Raw genomic sequence first — 17,428 nt, forward strand, 5'->3', positions numbered from 1 at the left:
AAGCGGCGACGATGCGGTTGTTCTTGGCAAACATGTTATTTCTCCCTGAGGCAGTGTCCCGGCATGGTCTTCACCCCTGTGAAGACTTCTGTGTGCAGCGGGTATGGATGTACTTTAATTCCCGCCCGGCAGGGCCGGCATCGGGTGAAACCCTAGAGCGCGACCACAGGCATCAGGCAAAACCCTAATCATGAAAAAAACAACGGCAATCAACGACGCCAGTGCGCCACGGCCGCCGGGCAATCAGAAATTAGCCAATAAAATCAGGCACTTGAATCCTTGATCCCGAAAGCGCATATCGATATTTCCAATGAGCATTGGATCGAACCCGATCGCCCGATTAAACTAGGTTCCAGAGTAGATTCACCGGCGGCGCCACTTTCCAGATAGGACTGGGCGCCGCGAATCGCTCTGCCCTGCCGCCCGAGCCGCATTCCGATATCCCGTCCTGCCCCACGCCTTGACCGCATTTTTGATAGCATGCCGGCATGGATACCTCCAATACCCCCGAACTGAGTGCCCTGGCCGATACGGCAGGGCTGGGCCTGGGCACCGTCGTGGCCGGGCTGCGCACCTCACGCGAAGTCACCCACAAGATCCGCCATCGCGGCGAGATCCGCGAGCTGCCCTCGCGCGAAGCGATGCAGGAAGTACTGAAGAAGTTGATGGCGGCGCTGTTCCCGACCCACTACGGACACACCGTCCTGTCGGACGAGACGATCGACTACTTCGTCGGCAGCCAGCTCAATGCGGCATTGTCGGTGCTGGGGGAGCAGGTCAGAAGGGGCTTGTACTTCGGGGTCGACGAACCGGAAGACGACGAGCAGCTGCGCGCACGCGCCACCGTCATCACGCGCGAGTTCGCGCATCAGTTGCCGGACATCCGCGATGTGCTGGTGTCCGATATCCAGGCGGCCTACCATGGCGATCCGGCAGCTTCCAGCGTGTCGGAGATATTGCTGTGCTATCCCGGCACCACCGCCATCATCTACCACCGCCTGGCGCACGCCCTGCACCGGCTGGGAGCACCGCTGCTGGCACGCCTGGTGGCCGATATCGCCCATTCCGGCACCGGCATCGATATCCACCCGGCAGCGCAGATCGCCGGCAGTTTCTTCATCGACCACGGCACTGGCGTGGTGATCGGCGAGACCACCATCATCGGGCGCAATGTGCGCCTGTACCAGCAGGTGACCCTGGGCGCCAAGCGCTTTCCGACCGGCCCCGACGGCGCCCTGGTCAAGGGTATTCCACGCCACCCCATCGTCGAGGACGATGTGGTGATCTATGCCGGTGCGACCGTATTGGGGCGCATCACCATCGGCCAGGGCTCGGTCATCGGTGGCAATGTCTGGCTGACCCACGACGTGCCGGCCGGCAGCAACATCTCACAGGCGGAGATGTTGAGCGACTGCACGCGCTGATGACGACCTCGCCGTCAGTTTCCCAGCGGGAAATAACGATGGACGAAGAATAGCGTGCCCAAGAGGCCGAGCCCGACGAACAGCACGGCGCCGATCAATTTCTTCTCGGACGGCTGCAGCGGCTCCAGTGCCGCGCTGCCCAGTTCCTGGAACAGGTGATGGTCGTTCATGGCGGGTCCTTGTGCAATAAGCTGACCCGGTCACTGTACCCGGTGCCACCGGCAAACCCAACGAAGCGATACGGTTTTGCTTATGGCCTCAACGCATAAGCGTACTCAGGCCTGGCGTGGCTGCCGGGCACAGGCCACGGCAGCCAGCGCCAGGGCACCGGCGGCCAGGCTGTAGAGCCACAGCGACGACATCACCGGCAGCAGCAAGCCTGCCATGATGGGACCGGCGCCGGCCCCGATATCGCGCCAGATGGCGCGTCCGGCCAGCGCATGCACCCGCTCCTCGGGGGCGGTGCGGGCCGCCACGATGGGGGCCAGCAATGGCAGTTGCAGCGAGCGCAACACGACGATGAAGCCGGCAAACAGCCACAATGCCCCCGCGCCGAATCCCACCAGCGCGGCACAGGTGGCCAGCGACAGCACCACCAGTACCCGCACCGCGCCGAAACGCTCGGCCAGCCAGCCGCCCACTGGCGCCAGCACGATCTCACCCGCATAACGTAGCGCCATCAAGGTGCCGGCGATCAGCTCGGCGTGTTCGCTGAAGGATTGGCGGCTCATATACGACAAGCCGATGATGAACAGCCCATCCAGCGTCAGACCTTCGAGAAAAGACCACCAGTCGAGCGCATTGGGCATCTTCCAGCGCCGTACCGGTGGCTTGGGATAGGCATGCGCAGGCAGGCGCCGCGCCGCCAGCAGGCCCAGCGACGCGGTTGCCGCCACCAGCACGAACACCAGTCGCGGCCCGAACTGCGCCGCCAGCAGCGCGGCGGTGGGCAGCCACAGCATCGGGCCGATGGCGATCACGGCGCGCGAACGGCCCGAACGGCTGGCCGCACCCATCGGGTTGGCGGTGGACATCGACTGGGTCGACAGGTTGAGTCCGGCAAAGGCCATGCCCCATAGCAGCCGCAACGGCAACAGCACCCAGAAGCCATCGGCCACCACATACCCCAGCGCGCAGGCCACCGCCGCCGCCACCGCCAGCAGGCAGGTCGGGCGGTCGCCGCGCTCGGCATAGAAGCGCGCCACCCAGCGATAGCCGGCAATGCGCACCAGCCGGTTGGCGGCCAGCAGGATGCCGACCTCGGCCAGGCTGACGTGGAAGTCGGCCGCATACATCGGTAGCAGCAGATACAACACGATATCGGCTGGCAGGGCCGCCGACAGCGACATGGCGGCATGACGGGAATCGAGGTTGGCCTGGTGCGGATCGGGAGTCATGCCGGCATCTTGAGGCTGGCACCCGGTACTGACAAACGATATTAATTCTTTGCATGCGTGATAAAATCTGACGCATGGCCGATCAAACCCTCCCGCTCAACGCCATTCGCGCCTTCATGGCGGCGGCCCGGCACCAGAGCTTCACGCTGGCCGCACTCGAACTCAACGTCACCCATGGCGCCATCAGCCGCCAGATCAAGAATCTCGAGACCTATCTCGGCATGCCGCTGTTCGAACGGCGCATCCGCCAGGTGCTGCTGACCGAGCGTGGACGCCAGTTCTTCGAAGAAGCCAGTCCCGCGCTGGAGCAACTGGGCGCGGCCGCGCGGCGGGTCATGCAGCATGCGCCCACGCGCGCGGTGAGCATCAATGTCCGTCCCTCGTTTGCCGTGCGCTGGCTGATCCCGCACCTGTCGGGCTTCGTCGAGCGCTATCCGGGCATCGAGCCGCAGGTGGCCACCAGCGTGGCCACCGTCGCGCGTGCCCCCGGCCCGTTCGACATCGCGATCCGGCGCGGTGAGACCAACTGGCCGGAGACCTTGAAGCTGCAGCGCTTCATGGAAGACGAACTGTTATTGGTAGCTTCGCCGCAGCTGTTGAAGAACACTCCGCTGCCCGATATCCAGGCGATCGGCGCGCATACGCTGCTGCTGTCGCACAGCCGTCGCAGCGACTGGGATGAATTCAAGCGCCTGACCGGCATGAAGCGGTCCCGGCGCCAGCCCACGCTGCATTTCGACCACGTCCATTTCGTGCTGCAGGCGGCCGTCGATGGCCTGGGGCTGGCGCTGTCGCCGGTCTCGCTGGCCGACAACGACCTGCGTTCAGGTCGCCTGGTGTGCCCGCTACCCGGACTGCGCATGCCATTGGCACCCTATTATCTCGGCGTCAGTGCCCAGGCCGGCCCGGAGGCGCAATTGTTCGTGCGCTGGTTGAGCGAGAACCGGGTCATAACCTGACACTTCGGGCGCCGCACGCCCCCTTCGTCGCTTTCCGACTAAGCAAATGAGAAAACATTCTTGGTCATCCCCCGCCCGCAGCGATCTAATGGCAGACCCACCACGTTGACTGCGCAGCAAGGACACCAAACGCATGGCCACAGACATCTTCTGGTTTCTCCCGACCTCGGGCGACACCCGCTATCTCGGCACCTCGGACTTCGGCCGTGCGCCCACCATCGATTATCTGCGCCAGATCGCCGTGACCAGCGAGAACCTGGGCTACGATGGCTTGCTGATCCCCACCGGCGCCTCCTGCCTGGACCCTTGGGTGGTGGCCTCCAGCCTGGTGCCGGTGACGCACAAGATCAAGTTGCTGGTGGCGCTGCGCACCTCGTTGGGCGGCCCCGGGCCGTCGGCACGCCAGGCGGCCACGCTGGACCAGGCATTGAATGGACGCCTGCTGCTCAATGTGGTGCCGGGCGGCGACGCCACCGAGCTGGAAGCCGATGGCGTCTTCCTCAAGCACGATGAACGCTACGAAGCGGCCGACGAATACCTGACCATCTGGCGCCGCCTGCTGCAAGGCGAAAAGGTCGACTTCGAGGGCAAGCACTTCAGCATCCGCCAGGGCCAGGTGTTTCATCCAGCGCTGCAAAAACCGTATCCGCCGCTGTACTTCGGCGGCTCGTCCGAGGCCGCCCACGAGCTGGCGGCCAAGCATGTGGACGCCTACCTGAGCTGGGGCGAACCACCGGCGGCGGTGGCACAGAAGGTTGCCGACGTACGTGAACGCGCGGCGCGGCGAGGGCGCACCGTACGCTTTGGCGTGCGGCTGCATGTGATCGTACGGGAGAGCTCGCACGAGGCATGGGCCGACGCCGAGCGCCTGATCAGCAAGCTGACCGACGACGATATCGCACGCGCCCAGAAGAACTACGCACGCATGGACTCGGTAGGCCAGAAACGCATGGCCGCACTGCATGGCGGGCGTCGCGACCAGCTCGAGATCGCGCCCAACCTGTGGGCCGGCGTGGGCCTGGTGCGCGGTGGCGCCGGCACCTCGCTGGTGGGCGACGCGGCCACCGTGGCCGAGCGGCTGCAGGAATATGCCGACCTCGGGGTCGACACCTTCGTGCTGTCCGGCTATCCGCACCTGGAAGAATCGATCCGCTTTGCCGAACTGGTGTTTCCGCTGCTGGGCAAGCAGGCGGTCACCTTGCGTGACCGCGCCCAGACCGGCGGCGCGTTCGATGTGCGCGCCGCCGCGTCCTAGGCAATCAGCTTCAGGTAAGCGGCTGCATCAAGAAAGCCGTCGGCCGAAAACGGCAGCGCCGGCTTGAGCTTGAAGATCCATTGCGCATAGGGCGCGCCATTGACCGCGTCCGGCGTGTCGACCAGGGCGTCGTTGACGGCGACGATCTCGCCATCGACCGGCGCATGCAGGTCGGACGCGGTCTTGTTCGATTCGACGATGCCGCATTCGCCGCCGCGCTTGACGGCGCTGCCCACGGCCGGCATGTCGACATACACCAGCGGCCCCAGTTGCTCCTGGCCGAAGTCGGTGATGCCCACCGCCAGCACGCCGTCGCCTTGCACCCGCACCCACTCGTGGGTCTGGGCATACACCAGATCATCAGGTATCAGCATCGTATCCTCACTCGGCCGGGCTGCCGTCGGGAAACACCGGCTCGCCCAGGTTGAGCATGAGACGATTGGCCCAGGCGAAGATGGCGATGGAATGGATCAGGTCCAGCACCTCCAGGTCGTTCAGGCCGACTTCCTTCAAGGCGGCGATCTTGGCCGCATCGATGGCATCGGGCTGCTCGGTCAACTCGGCCGAGAACCTGGCGATGGCCTTCTCGCGCGCATCCACGCCCGCACCGTACGGATTGTCGAACACCTGCTGCACCGTGTCGCTGCGCTTGGCCAGCTGCTCGAAACGCTGGGCATGCACCGAGGCGCAATAGACGCAGCCGTTGATGCGGGACACCACCAGCGACCCCAGCTCGCGCTCGGCGCGCGACATGCCGCCCGGTGCATACATGATGGCGTTGAAGGCAGCCGAGCGCTGGCGCAGGATGTCGGGCTGGTGCGCCAGGAACAGGTAGTAGTCGGAGGTCTTGGCCTTGGGGTTGCTCTCTTCGAGCACCTTGATCTGGTCCTGGCTGGCTTGCTCCAGGGTGATCACGTCCAGCCAGGCATCCCACTCCAGGGACTCGTTGGTGAAACCGTTGGATTTGATGACGTTGCTCATGCGGTTCTCCTGTTAGTGGGCGGCAGCGGCCTGCATCGCCTTGAGGCCAGCGACCACGCGCAACTGGTACGAGATGAAGGCGATCAACTGCGACAGTGCCACCACGGCCGGGGTGCTGATGCCGGCGGCGGGCAGCTTTTCGATGGCGGCGCGGTCACCCTCGACCGGGCGTTGCGTCAACGCGCGGGTAAAGACCAGCATCGCGCGCAGGCGGCCCGGCGCCAATTGCTCGGGTTCGCCGCCGTCGGCCACGGCCAGCTGCGCCGCATCCACCGGCAACGCCTGGGCACGCGTACGGTAATGCGCGGCGACCTCGGTCGCACCGGCCAGGCGGCAGGCGTACAACGCCACCAGCAATCGCTCGTCGAGGCCAATCCCTTCCAGGGCCGGGTCGAACAAGGTGTCGTAGCTGCCCTGGGAAGCGGCGGCCACCTTGTCGCGCTGGTGGCGCAGCGTGTGCAGCGGGCTGCCGGCCTGCAGGCCGGCCAGTTGGTCGATGACATCGTGATCGATATCGTAGATCGGAGTGCTCATGGGTGATCCTTTCGGAGTGAGTGCGTAGCGACAGCATCGCGCAGGAACTGCTGCGCCTGCTGCCATGAATCGAGGTCGGCGCGGGCATTGGCCGACGGCTCGCCGCCGCCGGTGCTGATGCGGCCCGACACCGGGTGCGCATAGGTGGTCTGGGTGGTCGGCACGAACGGAAACAGGATCGAATGGCCGGCATCCTGGTAATTACGCCACAGCACCGGCCAGCGGTGCCCCGCTTCGGCCAGCTTGTCGCGCACCATCGCGCAGTAACGGGCCGACGGCCACGAACCATCGTCGGTGGCCGACAGCAACAATACCGGTGCCTGGATGTTTTCTACCGGAATGCGGGCGCGGGCCACGGCCTCGGGGTCGTCCAATGCGGTCAGCATGGCCAGCTCGTGACGATGCGGCGCCGGACCGTCGTCGAACGGCTTCCAGCTGGCGCTGCGGTTATCGGTCCACTGGTGCGGCAGCGGCTTGCCGCGCAGCAGCCAGGTCGGCCCTTCGCGTCCCACCGCCGGGTCGGCCGCGTTCTGGCCGCTATGCACCAGCGCGCTGGGCACGTAGGCCAGCACTGCCGATACCTTGGCCGGGAATGTCGCGGCCAGCAGCAGCACCAGCTCGCCGCCGCGCGACTGGCCGCTGATGGCCACGAAGTCGTCACGTGGCTGTACTTCGGCACGCAGCCAGTCCAGGCCGCGCTCGACATACTCCAGCGGCGTGTTGGAGATGTAGTCCGACAGCCCCGGCGCCTTGAAATAGGCCAGCGCGAAGGCGGCATAGCCGCGCGAGGCGTACAGCGCCGCGCGCGGCTCGTTGATGCCGCCGCCGGAGCCGTTGAGGATCATCACCGCCGGATGCGGCCCCGGCGTGGCCGGCAGGAACAAGGTGCCGACCAGCCCATCGTGGCGCACTTCGCGGCGCACCACGCCGGGCCCGGCCAAGCGTTGCACCAGTTCCGCCGAGGCGTCGCCGGCGCTGATGCGGGTCACCAGCGGCGTGGCCACATCGGCATGGAAGTTGTCGCGCTGCCCCGGTTGCAGCGGCACCTGCGACCACAGCAGGCCCATTGCGTCGACGCCCTGGTAATCGCCTTCGCTGGGCGCATCGCGCGAGAGGTCGATGCGGCCCTGCGCATCGGCCACGAAGATGGCGCTGCTGCGCCACTCGGCGCCCCGGCGCAGGGTCGACGAATCGACCCGCAGCGCCTGCCCGGCGGCCGCGCCGCTGATGACGATGCGGCGCGGCACGTCGATCAAGTCGTCGGCCGGCGTGATGACTATCGAAAGATCGGTCATGGTCTTACTTGACCGGGGTGACCATCATCGCGGTGGTACGGTCGCTGCTGGAAGGGGTTACCTTCAGGCCCTTCTTGGCGGCCCAGATGTTCTGGTAGTGGTACAGCGGGATCACGCCGACGTCGTCCGACACCACCTTGGCCGATGCACGCAGGATGGCTTCGCGCTTGGCGGGATCGAATTCGGCGGTCGAATCGGCCAGGGCCTTGTCGACGGCCGGGTTGCTGTAGTGATTCCAGTTCGACGCGCCGATGCCCTTCTTGGGATCGACCGTGCCCAGCACGTTGACCAGCGCATAGCTGGCTTCGCCGGTGCCGTTACCCCATGCCACCACCGACACGGCGAACTCGTTCTTGTTGGCGCGCGACGAATACGACGCCCATGGCAGTACCTCGACCTGGGTCTTGATGCCGATGCGGGTCCAGAACTGGGCTACCGCCTGCAGCGTCTCGGGCGCTTGCGGATAGCGGTCGTTGGGCACGTGGATGGTCAGCTTGAAGCCGTCCGGGAAACCGGCCTCGGCCAGCAGCTTCTTGGCCTGTGCGGCGTCGAAGGCGATGTCCTTGATGTCCGGGTTGTAGCCGAAGGTGTCGGCCGGCATCCACTGGTTGGCCTCGGTGGCCGCGCCTTGCAGGATGCGGTCGATGATGGCCTTGCGGTTGATCGACAGCGACATGGCGCGACGCACCCGCACATCCAGCAGCGGGTTCTTGTCCAGCTGCTTGCCGGCGTTGTCGGTGATGTACTGGCTGGGGCCTTCATGGAAACTCGGCTGCACCAGCAGCACGCGCAAGCCGTTGTATGGATAGACGGTGACGTTGGGCGACTGCTTCAGCTTGGCGATGTCCGACACCGAGACCTTGTCGATTACGTCGACATCGCCCGACAGCAGCGCCGCGGTGCGGGCGGCGGCGTTGTTGATGTAGCGATAGTTGACCTTGTCCCACAGCGGCTTGGGGCCCCAGTAGGCGTCGTTGCGCTGCATCACCACGCGGTCGCCCGGGGTGTACGAGACGAACTTGAACGGCCCCGAACCCACCACGGCAGCACCGCTGTTGTAGTTCTCGGTGGTCGATTTCTCGCCGACATGCTTGCTTACGATATGCACCGAGGCCAGGTTCAGCGGCAGGTCGGGATTGGGGATATTGGTCTTGATGACCAGCGTCAGCGGGTCCTTGGCGGTGACCGACTCGACCGTGCGCAGGTAGCCGGCGAAGGTCGCCACGCTGCCCGGCACGTTGCGCGCGCGCTGGTACGAGAAGATCACGTCGTCGGCCGTGAAGGCTTTTCCGTCCTGCCACTTGACGTTGGGGCGCAGCTTGAATTCCCAGGTCTTGGGATCGATGTTCTTCCACGACAGCGCCAGGCCCGGTTGCAGCTTGTTGTAGTTGTTCTCGACCAGCAGGTCCCAGAAATGCAGGTCGACCGAGCGATCACCGGCGTGGTTGTTCAATTGCGGATCGAGCGACGACAAGGGGTCGGCAAACGCGATATTGAGGTTCTGCGCGCGCACCGCTTGCGCCGCGCCGGCCAGTGCCACGCCGGTCAGTGCCACGGCCAGCAGGCGGGCCAGGAGAGTCTTTTTCATGTGTGTTCCTCTGTGGGGGTTGCAGGGTTTCAGATAAGAATGCCGAACGATGCTGCTACTGGACTTCATTGAGATGGCAGGCGCTGCGATGACCGGGTGCGATCTCGCGCAGCACCGGCACCTCTTGCCGACAGCGCGCCATGGCGTGCGGGCAGCGCGGATTGAAATGGCAACCGGTCGGTGGATTCAAGGGGCTGGGGATCTCGCCGCGGATGGCGGTGAATTCCTTCTTGCGATTGGCCAGGCGCGGCACCTCGGCCAGCAGGGCCTGGGTATAGGGATGATTGGGGCGCGCAAACAGTTCCTCGACCGGCGCGCTCTCGACCACCCGGCCCAGGTACATGATCACCACCCGGTCGCAGATGTGCTCGACCACGCCCAGGTCGTGACTGATGAACAGGTAGGTCAGGCCCAGTTGCTCGCGCAGGTCGGCGAACAGGTTCAAGATCTGGGCCTGGATCGACACGTCCAGCGCCGCTACCGCTTCGTCGCACACCAGCATGCGCGGCTGCACCGCCAGCGCGCGGGCGATTCCGATGCGCTGGCGCTGGCCGCCCGAGAACTGGTGCGGATAGCGATCACGCAGGGCCGGGTCGAGCCCGGCGCGCATCAGTTGCTGCGCCACGTAGTCGTCGAGCTCGCCGCTGACCTTGCCATTGACCTGCGCGGCCTCGCCCACGATCTGGTCCACCCGCAGGCGCGGGTTGAGACTGGCGTACGGATTCTGGAAGATCATCTGCACATCGAGCCGGGCGCGCGCGCGTTGCTCGCCCGACAGCGTGGCGCGGTCGCGGCCATTGACCAGCGCCTGGCCGTCGGACGGATCCAGCAGCCCGGCCGCCACCCTTCCCAGGGTCGACTTGCCGCAGCCCGATTCGCCCACCAGCCCCACCACTTCGCCCGGCATCACCTGCAGGTCGACCTGGTCCAGCGCCCGGGTGACGGCGGCCGGGCGCAGCCAGCCGCGCGCTTGCCACTGGCGCGACAGCCAGGTGCTGCGGCGTTCGCCGAAGCGCTTGGAGACGGCGCGGGTTTCGATGATCGGTGTCATTGTGTTATCCATGCTGCACCCCTACCGGATGAAAGCAACGCACCAGGCGGCCCGGCAGCGGCTCGCTGATGGCCGGCGCTACCAGGCATTCCTGTGCCACGCGCTCGCAGCGCGCGGCAAAGGCGCAACTGGGCGGCAGGTGCAACAGGTTGGGTGTCATGCCGGGAATCTGGCGCAGGCGCTGGCCACGGCGGTTGTTGCCAGGCAGGCTGCCGATCAAGCCCTGGGTGTACGGATGCAGCGGCGCGTCCAGCACGGCATCGACGCTGCCCTGCTCGACGATGCGCCCGGCGTACATTACCGCCACTTCATCGGCCAGGCCGGCCACCACCGACAGGTCGTGGGTAATCCAGATCAATGCCGTGCCATGGCTGCGCGCCAGTTTCTGCACCTCGGCCAGGATCTGCGCCTGGATCGTCACATCCAGCGCCGTGGTCGGTTCGTCGGCGATGATCAGGTCGGGCTTGTGCAGCATGGCGATGGCGATCGCCACGCGCTGGCGCATGCCACCCGACAATTGGTGCGGATACGCCTGCAGGCGTTCCTCGGGGCTGGCGATGCCCATCAGGCCCAGCGTGTCGCGGGCCAGTTCACGCGCCTGGTGGCGGCCGACCTTGCTATGCGCCAGTACCGCGTCGACCATCTGCGCCTCGATGCGCAGCACCGGATTGAGCGTCATCATCGGGTCCTGGAAGATCATGGCGATGCGGTTGCCCTGCAACTGGCGCAATGCGCTCTTGTCCAGCGTGACCAGGTCGCGTCCCTGGAACAGCACCTGGCCACCGACGATGCGTCCGGGGCTGTCGAGCATGCCCAGGATCGAGAACCCGGTCACGCTCTTGCCCGAGCCGGATTCGCCCACCAGGCCCAGGATGCGCCCGCGCGAGACCGACAGCGACACGTCGTCGACCGCCGGCAGCACGCCGTCGGGCGTGAAGAAGTGGGTGCGCAGGTGGCGCACTTCGAGGGTCGGGATTGCAGTCACGGCACTCATTTCTGCCACCTCGGGTTCAGGATGTCGCGCAGACGGTCACCCACCAGGTTGATGGCGACGATGACGATCAGCAAGGTGATGCCTGGGTAGAAACTGATCCAGTATTCGCCCGAGAGCATGTATTGGTATCCGTTCGAAATCAGCAGGCCCAGCGAAGGCTCGGTTATCGGCACCCCCAGGCCCAGGAACGACAGCGTCGCCTCCAGCGTGATGGCGCGCGCCACCTGCAGCGTGCCGATCACGATCAGCGGCGGCAGGCAGTTGGGCAGGATGTGGCGCACCATGATGCGCCAGGCCGACAGGTTCAGGCCGCGCGCGGCCTCGACGTATTCCTTCTGCCGCTCCACCAGCGCCTGGCCGCGCGCGGTGCGGGCGTAATAGGCCCATTCCAGCACCACCAGGGTCGCCATCACGTTGAAGATGCCCTTGCCCACGTAGGCCAGGATCAGCATCGCCACCAGGATCGAGGGGAACGACAGCACCAGGTCGGCCAGGCGCATCAACAGCGCATCGACCCTGGCGCCGGCATAGGCCGCCAGCAGCCCGACCAGCGTGCCGATGACGCCGGCGATCAGGGCCGAGCCGACACCGATGCCCACGCTGATGCGCAGGCCGTACAGGATCGCCGAGACCAGGTCGCGCCCCTGGCCGTCGGTGCCCAGCCAATACGTATAGGTGCCGGCGCCGTTGGCGGTGCCGGGATGCAGGCGCGCATCGAGCACGTCCAGTTGCATCAGGTCATACGGGTTCTGCGGCGTGATCCAGGGCGCCGCCAGGGCGGCCGCGATCAGCAACAGCACGATGGCCAGGCCCAGCATGGCCGACCTGGACGAGACGAAATGGCGCAGCACGCGGCGCCCGGGCGATTCGCGCGGCGGCGCCGTGAAGGCCGACATCTGGGCGATGCGTTCGCGCACCTGCGCCTGCGTCATGCGGGTGTCTGGGTTGCTCATGCCCGCACCTCCACCCGCACCCGCGGATCAAGAAACTTGTAGAGCACATCCACCACCAGGTTGATGGCCACGAACATGCACACGATTACCATCAGGTAGGCCACGATCACCGGCCGGTCCAGCGCATTGATGCTGTCGAGGATCAGCTTGCCGGCGCCGGGCCAGGCGAAGATGCTCTCGGTGACCACCGCAAAGGCGATGGTCGAGCCGAATTCCAGCCCCAGCACCGTCACCAGTGGAATGAGCGTATTGCGCAACACATACATCAGCACCACCCGCGCCGGCGACAGGCCCTTGGCGCGGGCAAAGCGCACGTAATCCATCGGCAGCACCTCGCGCACATTGGCGCGCGTGAGCCGGATCACCAGCGAGATCTTGAACAGCGACAGGTTGATCGCCGGCAGCAGCATATGGCGCCAGCCATCCATGGTCAGCCACGACCATTGCACCCCGAACAGAGGCGCGGTCTGGCCCCGCCCACCCGAAGGCAGCCAGCCCAGTGTCACCGAGAAGGCCATGATCAGCATCAGGCCGATCCAGAAGGTCGGCAACGAAAAGCCGAAGATGCTGCCCGTCATCACCAGCCGCGACAGCGGATGATCCGGCTTCATGCCAGCCGCCAGCCCGAGCGGGATACCGATCAACATCGCCAGCAGCAAGGCCGCCACGGCCAGCTCCAGGGTGGCCGGCAGGCGCTGGAAGATCAGGATGATGGCCGGCGTGTTATAGACGAAACTGTTGCCCAGGTTGCCATGCAGGGCGCCGTTGAGAAACGCCAGGTACTGGCGCCAGACCGGCTGGTCCAGCCCCAGTTCGCCGATGATGCGCAGGCGGTCGACCTGGTCGACGTCCTGCCCGATCAGGATATCGACCGGGTTGCCGATCATGTGCAGGCCGAAGAAGACGATCACCGTCATCAGCAGCACCACCATCAGCGCCTGCAACAGGCTGCGCACGATGGCCCGGGTCATGGCGTGTTCCCCGGCGGCAGTTCCCACGGCGCCTCGACCCACTCGTCACCGACCAGTTCCGGCTCTTCGTAGGCCTGGATGTTGGCGTAGTGATGCTCCACGTCTTCGCCATATAACTGGGCGGCAATCCCCTGTGCCAGGCGCGTGGCGCCGTCGCTGATGGCCGGGATGTCGCCCGAGACGGTGCCATGGCTGGCCACGGCCGGGTAACAGAAGCAATGCACCCGCTCCAGGCCCGGCAGGGCGCCGGCGGTCTTCTGCTGGAACTCGAACACCGGGCCGAGATAGGGCATGTCGCGCAATTCGGCGTCCTGTTCGGCTGCCGGCGGCGTATAGCGGTCGGCCCAGCTGAGGATATGCGGGGCAATCGTGGCGAATTCGGGACGGATGTTCCAGTCGACCTTGAAGCCGGTAGAGAAGATCACGAAGTCGACTTCCAGCGCACCACGCGAAGTGTGCAGCTGCACCACGTCGCCCTGCACGGCAGCGCCTTCGATGGCCGTGCCCAGCAGGAAGCGCGCATTGGCAAAGGCCGACACGCGACGCGTGCTGCCCGACGGCGGCGGCACCTGCTGGCGGTTGACGTAGTTGCGGATGCGCCACTTCCACTCATCCGGCAGGTGCCAGTGGCCATTGACCAGGCCGGGATTACCGGAACCCTTGCCCTTGTTGATGCGTGGCAGCTCGCGCCGGCGGATCAGCAGGTCGACCCGCGCGGCACCCTCTTCGAGCGCCGTGGCGGCACTGTCCATGGCCGACGAACCGCCGCCGATGACCGCTACCCGCTTCCCCTTCAGGCTGCCATAGTCGAACACGTCCGACGAGTGGCCCCACTTGTCGCGCGGCAGCGCCTGCGCCAGCGGCGGCAAGGCGGCGCCGCCCAGGCCATCGCGGCCGGTGGCCAGCACCACCCGCCGCGCCAGCACGATAGTCGGGCCGCCCGGCGTGGACAGGTGCAGCTCGACCACGCCATCGGCGCGCGGCTGTATGCGTTGCAGGCGATGCCCGTTGCGCACGTCCAGGCGCATGGCGCGTCGGTACCAGCGCAGGTACTCCATCCATTGCAGGCGCGGGATCTTGTCCAGCGCATTCCATGCATCCAGGCCGAACTGGGCCTCGAACCAGGCCCGGAAGGTCAGCGCGGCAAAGCCCAGCGCCGGACCGGTCAGGGTCTTGGGCGAGCGCAGCGTCTGCATGCGGGCCGTGGTGGCCCAGGGGCCTTCGAAATCCTCCGGCGACTGGTCGTAGATGACATTGCGCACGCCCAGGTGCGACAGCGCCACCGACGCCGCCATACCGGCCTGGCCGCCGCCGACGATGGCCACATCCAGCACGTCCTGTCCGTCGCGGGTCACGACCGGCGTCCACGACTTGCCCGGCAGGGCCAGCCATTCGAGGTCCTGGCGCAGGCGCGCTTCCAGCGCGGGCAGGCCGAAGGCGCCGGCGTGGAAATCCGTAGTGCTTGGGTTGACTGCCATGGTGATCTTTCTCTTCAACGGGTTCTGCCGGATGCGACGCTGGCCAACCCCGGTCGGGCATTGCTGCGTCGTCTCGCCGATGGCGCATGGCGCCGGCCGGCCCTTTTCATTACAACAACTCGCCTATAACAACTCGTCGTGGTCGGCCGCATCGCGCTTGACGAAGCCATGCAACAGACTGCGGGCAGCGCTTTCGACGGCATCGATCAAGGCTTCGGTGGTGGCCGTGACAGGCTTGCCGAACGGTGTCACCACACCGAAATAGAACGGTATCTCGACGGCCAACGGGCGCACAATCAGGCCCTCGATGGGCATGCCGCGCGCGGTGATCGGCTCCACCAGCGCCACGCCCAGGCCCGCATGCGCGGCCATGATGGCGTTGAGCGAGGTATTGGTATCGATTGCCACCTCCAGCGGTTGCTCGGCGCCCAGGGCGGTTTCGATGCGCTGGCGCAAGCGGTAGCGGTTGGACATGGTGATTACCCGTTGCCCATGCAGCGCCTGGCGCGAGATACGGTCCTCGCCGGCCAGCGCATGGTCGGCGCGCATCACCGCCACGCAGGGCGCCTCGCCGATCCAGTGCAGTTGCAGGCCGCGATGCGCCACCGGCAGGCTGGTCAGCCCCAGGCTGACGGTACGATGCAATACCGCATGCACCACCTGCTCGGCCGACGCGCTGCGCAACTGTATATGCTCTGGCAAGCCAGGCACACCACGCTGCGCCACCAGCTGCAGCGCGGCCGGCGCGATGGTCGACGCCAATGCCGGCGTGGCCACCATATGCACCGGCTGGGCCTCTTCACGACCGATCTCGGCGGCCCGCTCGCGGATGCTGCGCAAGCCTACCAACGAACGTTCGACCTCTTCATACAGCAAGAAAGCCTTGGCCGTGGGTGTCACGCGCGGACCGTTACGGTCGAACAGCGCATAGCCGAGCTCGGCCTCGAGCTCGCCGATGGTCTTGCTGACGGCAGGCTGCGAACGCCCAAGGCTGCGCCCGGCGCCTGTTACGCTGCCGATCGTCATTACTGCAGCGAAGGCTTCGAGCTGGTTCAGATCCATCGTGTCGTGGGCGCAACTGGGCTTGTATATGATTTTCGAATTATAGGATTCTATTCATTCCATTTCAGTATAATAATTTTGTATAAGCTAATGCCAGCACCACAAACCCCGTCAGCCCGTCTTAGTTGTTAATTTGCATAAGAAAATGAATTTATATTTGTTTTCCAACTAATAAACGTGGCGTAAGGTTAGACCCGTTACTTATCAACCTGCACCTGGTCATGAACGATTCCGCTCCCTGTCGCCCGCCGGCCGATCTCGTCTTCCCTATCTATCTCGACTATGGCGCGACCACGCCGGTCGACCCGCAGGTGGCGCAGGCCATGTGCGACTACCTGACCAACAAGTTCGGCAACGCCGCCAGCAGTTCGCACCCGTTCGGGTGGGAGGCGCGACGCGCGGTGGAACAGGCCCGTGCCGACGTGGCCGCGCTGGTCGGGGCGCAGCCCGGTGAAATCGTCTGGACCTCGGGCGCGACCGAATCGAACAACCTGGCCATCAAGGGCATTGCGCAATCGCTGGGCCACAAGGGGCGCCACCTGATCACGGTGGCCACCGAGCACAAGGCGGTGCTCGACACCATGCATACGCTGGAGCGCGCCGGTTTCGAGGTGACCTTCCTCACGCCCCAGGCCAATGGCCTGATTACCGTCGAGCAACTGCGTGCGGCCTTGCGCCCGGACACCATCCTGGCGTCGGTGATGTACGTCAACAACGAGATCGGCGTGATACAGCCGATTGCCGAGCTGGGCGAGATATGCGCCGCGCACGGCGTGGTGTTCCATGTCGACGCGGTGCAGGCGGCGGGCAAGATCGCCATCGACCTGGCGCAGTTGAAGGTCGACCTGATGTCGTTCTCTGCGCACAAGGTATATGGCCCCAAGGGGATCGGTGCACTCTACGTGCGCAGCGCGTCCGGCCTGAAGCTGGAAGCGCAGATCGATGGCGGCGGCCACGAGAACGGCATGCGTTCGGGCACACTGGCCACGCACCAGATCGTCGGCATGGGCAGCGCCTTTGCGCTGGCACGCGAACGGCTGCACGACGAAGCCGCGCGCGTAAAGGCCTTGCGCAACCGTCTGTGGGATGGCATTCGCGATGTGCCTGGCGTGCAATTGAACGGTTGTGCCGAGCAGCGCGTGCCGCACAACCTGAACGTCAGCTTTGCGCCGACCCGGCGCGGTCCCTTGGGCAGCCAGTTGCTGGGCGTGGCGGTGTCGGCCGGCTCGGCCTGTAACTCGGCCGCATCGGCGCCCTCCTTCGTGCTGCTGGCCATTGGCCGCTCGCCCGATGTGGCACGCAACGCGGTGCGGTTTTCGCTGGGACGCGGCACCACCGAAGCCGAGATCGATTATGTGATTGCGGCCGTGCGCCAGGTAGCGGCGGTGGAAGCCATTGCCGAGGTGGCGCAGGCGGCTTAGTTGGCGGTGCGCGGGGCGCCGATACGGTGGCGTGCGTCGTGACCGACCTGACGTGTTTGTCCGGG

At 65.8% G+C, this 17,428-nt stretch carries 17 protein-coding genes; 4 read left to right on the forward strand and 13 right to left on the reverse strand.

What is annotated here, in order from left to right:
- The first annotated feature begins 488 nt into the window (after window positions 1-488).
- Complete coding sequence (epsC, locus tag PMI40_RS15210; RefSeq protein WP_008117023.1) at window positions 489-1,424, forward strand: serine O-acetyltransferase EpsC; 936 nt, start codon at window positions 489-491, stop codon at window positions 1,422-1,424.
- A 14-nt stretch (window positions 1,425-1,438) separates the two neighbouring features.
- On the opposite strand, the gene PMI40_RS24280 is transcribed toward epsC, so the two are convergent.
- Window positions 1,439-1,594 carry a hypothetical protein gene (locus PMI40_RS24280; RefSeq protein WP_008117026.1) on the reverse strand — a complete coding sequence of 52 codons (156 nt, stop codon included), beginning with the start codon at window positions 1,592-1,594 and terminating at the stop codon, window positions 1,439-1,441.
- 105 nt (window positions 1,595-1,699) lie between these two features.
- Window positions 1,700-2,821 (reverse strand): MFS transporter, encoded by a 1,122-nt coding sequence (locus tag PMI40_RS15215; protein ID WP_008117028.1) that lies wholly within the window; start codon window positions 2,819-2,821, stop codon window positions 1,700-1,702.
- 74 nt (window positions 2,822-2,895) lie between these two features.
- On the opposite strand from PMI40_RS15215, the gene PMI40_RS15220 reads away from it, so the two are divergent.
- Both PMI40_RS15220 and ssuD read left to right on the forward strand, forming a co-directional pair.
- Window positions 2,896-3,780: a LysR substrate-binding domain-containing protein gene (locus PMI40_RS15220; protein ID WP_008117030.1), complete on the forward strand. Its 885-nt coding sequence runs from the start codon at window positions 2,896-2,898 to the stop codon at window positions 3,778-3,780.
- A gap of 133 nt (window positions 3,781-3,913) precedes the next feature.
- Window positions 3,914-5,035 carry an FMNH2-dependent alkanesulfonate monooxygenase gene (gene ssuD, locus PMI40_RS15225; RefSeq protein ID WP_008117032.1) on the forward strand — a complete coding sequence of 374 codons (1,122 nt, stop codon included), beginning with the start codon at window positions 3,914-3,916 and terminating at the stop codon, window positions 5,033-5,035.
- Here ssuD and gcvH read toward each other — a convergent pair.
- From gcvH to PMI40_RS15280, 11 genes are all read right to left on the reverse strand, one after another.
- Entirely contained in the window at window positions 5,032-5,409 is a 378-nt protein-coding gene (gene gcvH / locus PMI40_RS15230) for a glycine cleavage system protein GcvH (protein ID WP_008117034.1), read from the reverse strand. The two genes, ssuD and gcvH, sit on opposite strands and share 4 nt — an antisense overlap.
- 7 nt (window positions 5,410-5,416) lie before the next feature.
- Window positions 5,417-6,016 carry a peroxidase-related enzyme gene (locus PMI40_RS15235; protein WP_008117037.1) on the reverse strand — a complete coding sequence of 200 codons (600 nt, stop codon included), beginning with the start codon at window positions 6,014-6,016 and terminating at the stop codon, window positions 5,417-5,419.
- Window positions 6,017-6,028: 12 nt separating this feature from the next.
- On the reverse strand, window positions 6,029-6,550 hold the full coding sequence (locus tag PMI40_RS15240; RefSeq protein WP_008117039.1) for a CMD domain protein: 522 nt from the start codon (window positions 6,548-6,550) through the stop codon (window positions 6,029-6,031).
- Complete coding sequence (locus tag PMI40_RS15245; protein WP_008117041.1) at window positions 6,547-7,845, reverse strand: acyl-CoA thioester hydrolase/BAAT C-terminal domain-containing protein; 1,299 nt, start codon at window positions 7,843-7,845, stop codon at window positions 6,547-6,549. The genes PMI40_RS15240 and PMI40_RS15245 overlap by 4 nt, the downstream gene beginning before the upstream one ends.
- 4 nt (window positions 7,846-7,849) lie before the next feature.
- The gene (locus PMI40_RS15250) at window positions 7,850-9,433 is read right to left on the reverse strand and encodes an ABC transporter substrate-binding protein (protein WP_008117043.1); all 1,584 of its coding nucleotides are present in this window, start codon (window positions 9,431-9,433) and stop codon (window positions 7,850-7,852) included.
- A gap of 55 nt (window positions 9,434-9,488) precedes the next feature.
- Window positions 9,489-10,484 (reverse strand): ABC transporter ATP-binding protein, encoded by a 996-nt coding sequence (locus tag PMI40_RS15255; protein WP_369770846.1) that lies wholly within the window; start codon window positions 10,482-10,484, stop codon window positions 9,489-9,491.
- Window positions 10,485-10,488: 4 nt separating this feature from the next.
- Complete coding sequence (locus tag PMI40_RS15260) at window positions 10,489-11,478, reverse strand: ABC transporter ATP-binding protein (protein WP_008117048.1); 990 nt, start codon at window positions 11,476-11,478, stop codon at window positions 10,489-10,491.
- Window positions 11,475-12,410 carry an ABC transporter permease gene (locus PMI40_RS15265; RefSeq protein WP_369770847.1) on the reverse strand — a complete coding sequence of 312 codons (936 nt, stop codon included), beginning with the start codon at window positions 12,408-12,410 and terminating at the stop codon, window positions 11,475-11,477. Before PMI40_RS15265 ends, PMI40_RS15260 begins: the two co-directional genes overlap by 4 nt.
- Window positions 12,411-12,427: 17 nt before the next feature.
- Window positions 12,428-13,402, reverse strand: a complete 975-nt coding sequence (locus PMI40_RS15270; RefSeq protein WP_008117052.1) for an ABC transporter permease — start codon at window positions 13,400-13,402, stop codon at window positions 12,428-12,430.
- On the reverse strand, window positions 13,399-14,880 hold the full coding sequence (locus PMI40_RS15275) for an NAD(P)-binding domain-containing protein (RefSeq protein ID WP_008117054.1): 1,482 nt from the start codon (window positions 14,878-14,880) through the stop codon (window positions 13,399-13,401). The genes PMI40_RS15270 and PMI40_RS15275 overlap by 4 nt, the downstream gene beginning before the upstream one ends.
- A 123-nt stretch (window positions 14,881-15,003) precedes the next feature.
- Window positions 15,004-15,942: a LysR family transcriptional regulator gene (locus PMI40_RS15280; RefSeq protein ID WP_008117056.1), complete on the reverse strand. Its 939-nt coding sequence runs from the start codon at window positions 15,940-15,942 to the stop codon at window positions 15,004-15,006.
- A 221-nt stretch (window positions 15,943-16,163) separates the two neighbouring features.
- Here PMI40_RS15280 and PMI40_RS15285 point away from each other — a divergent pair, with 221 nt between their 5' ends.
- Window positions 16,164-17,363: an aminotransferase class V-fold PLP-dependent enzyme gene (locus PMI40_RS15285; protein WP_008117057.1), complete on the forward strand. Its 1,200-nt coding sequence runs from the start codon at window positions 16,164-16,166 to the stop codon at window positions 17,361-17,363.
- Window positions 17,364-17,428 lie beyond the last annotated feature (65 nt).

This window comes from Herbaspirillum sp. YR522 (assembly GCF_000282575.1).
GTDB lineage: Bacteria > Pseudomonadota > Gammaproteobacteria > Burkholderiales > Burkholderiaceae_D > Herbaspirillum.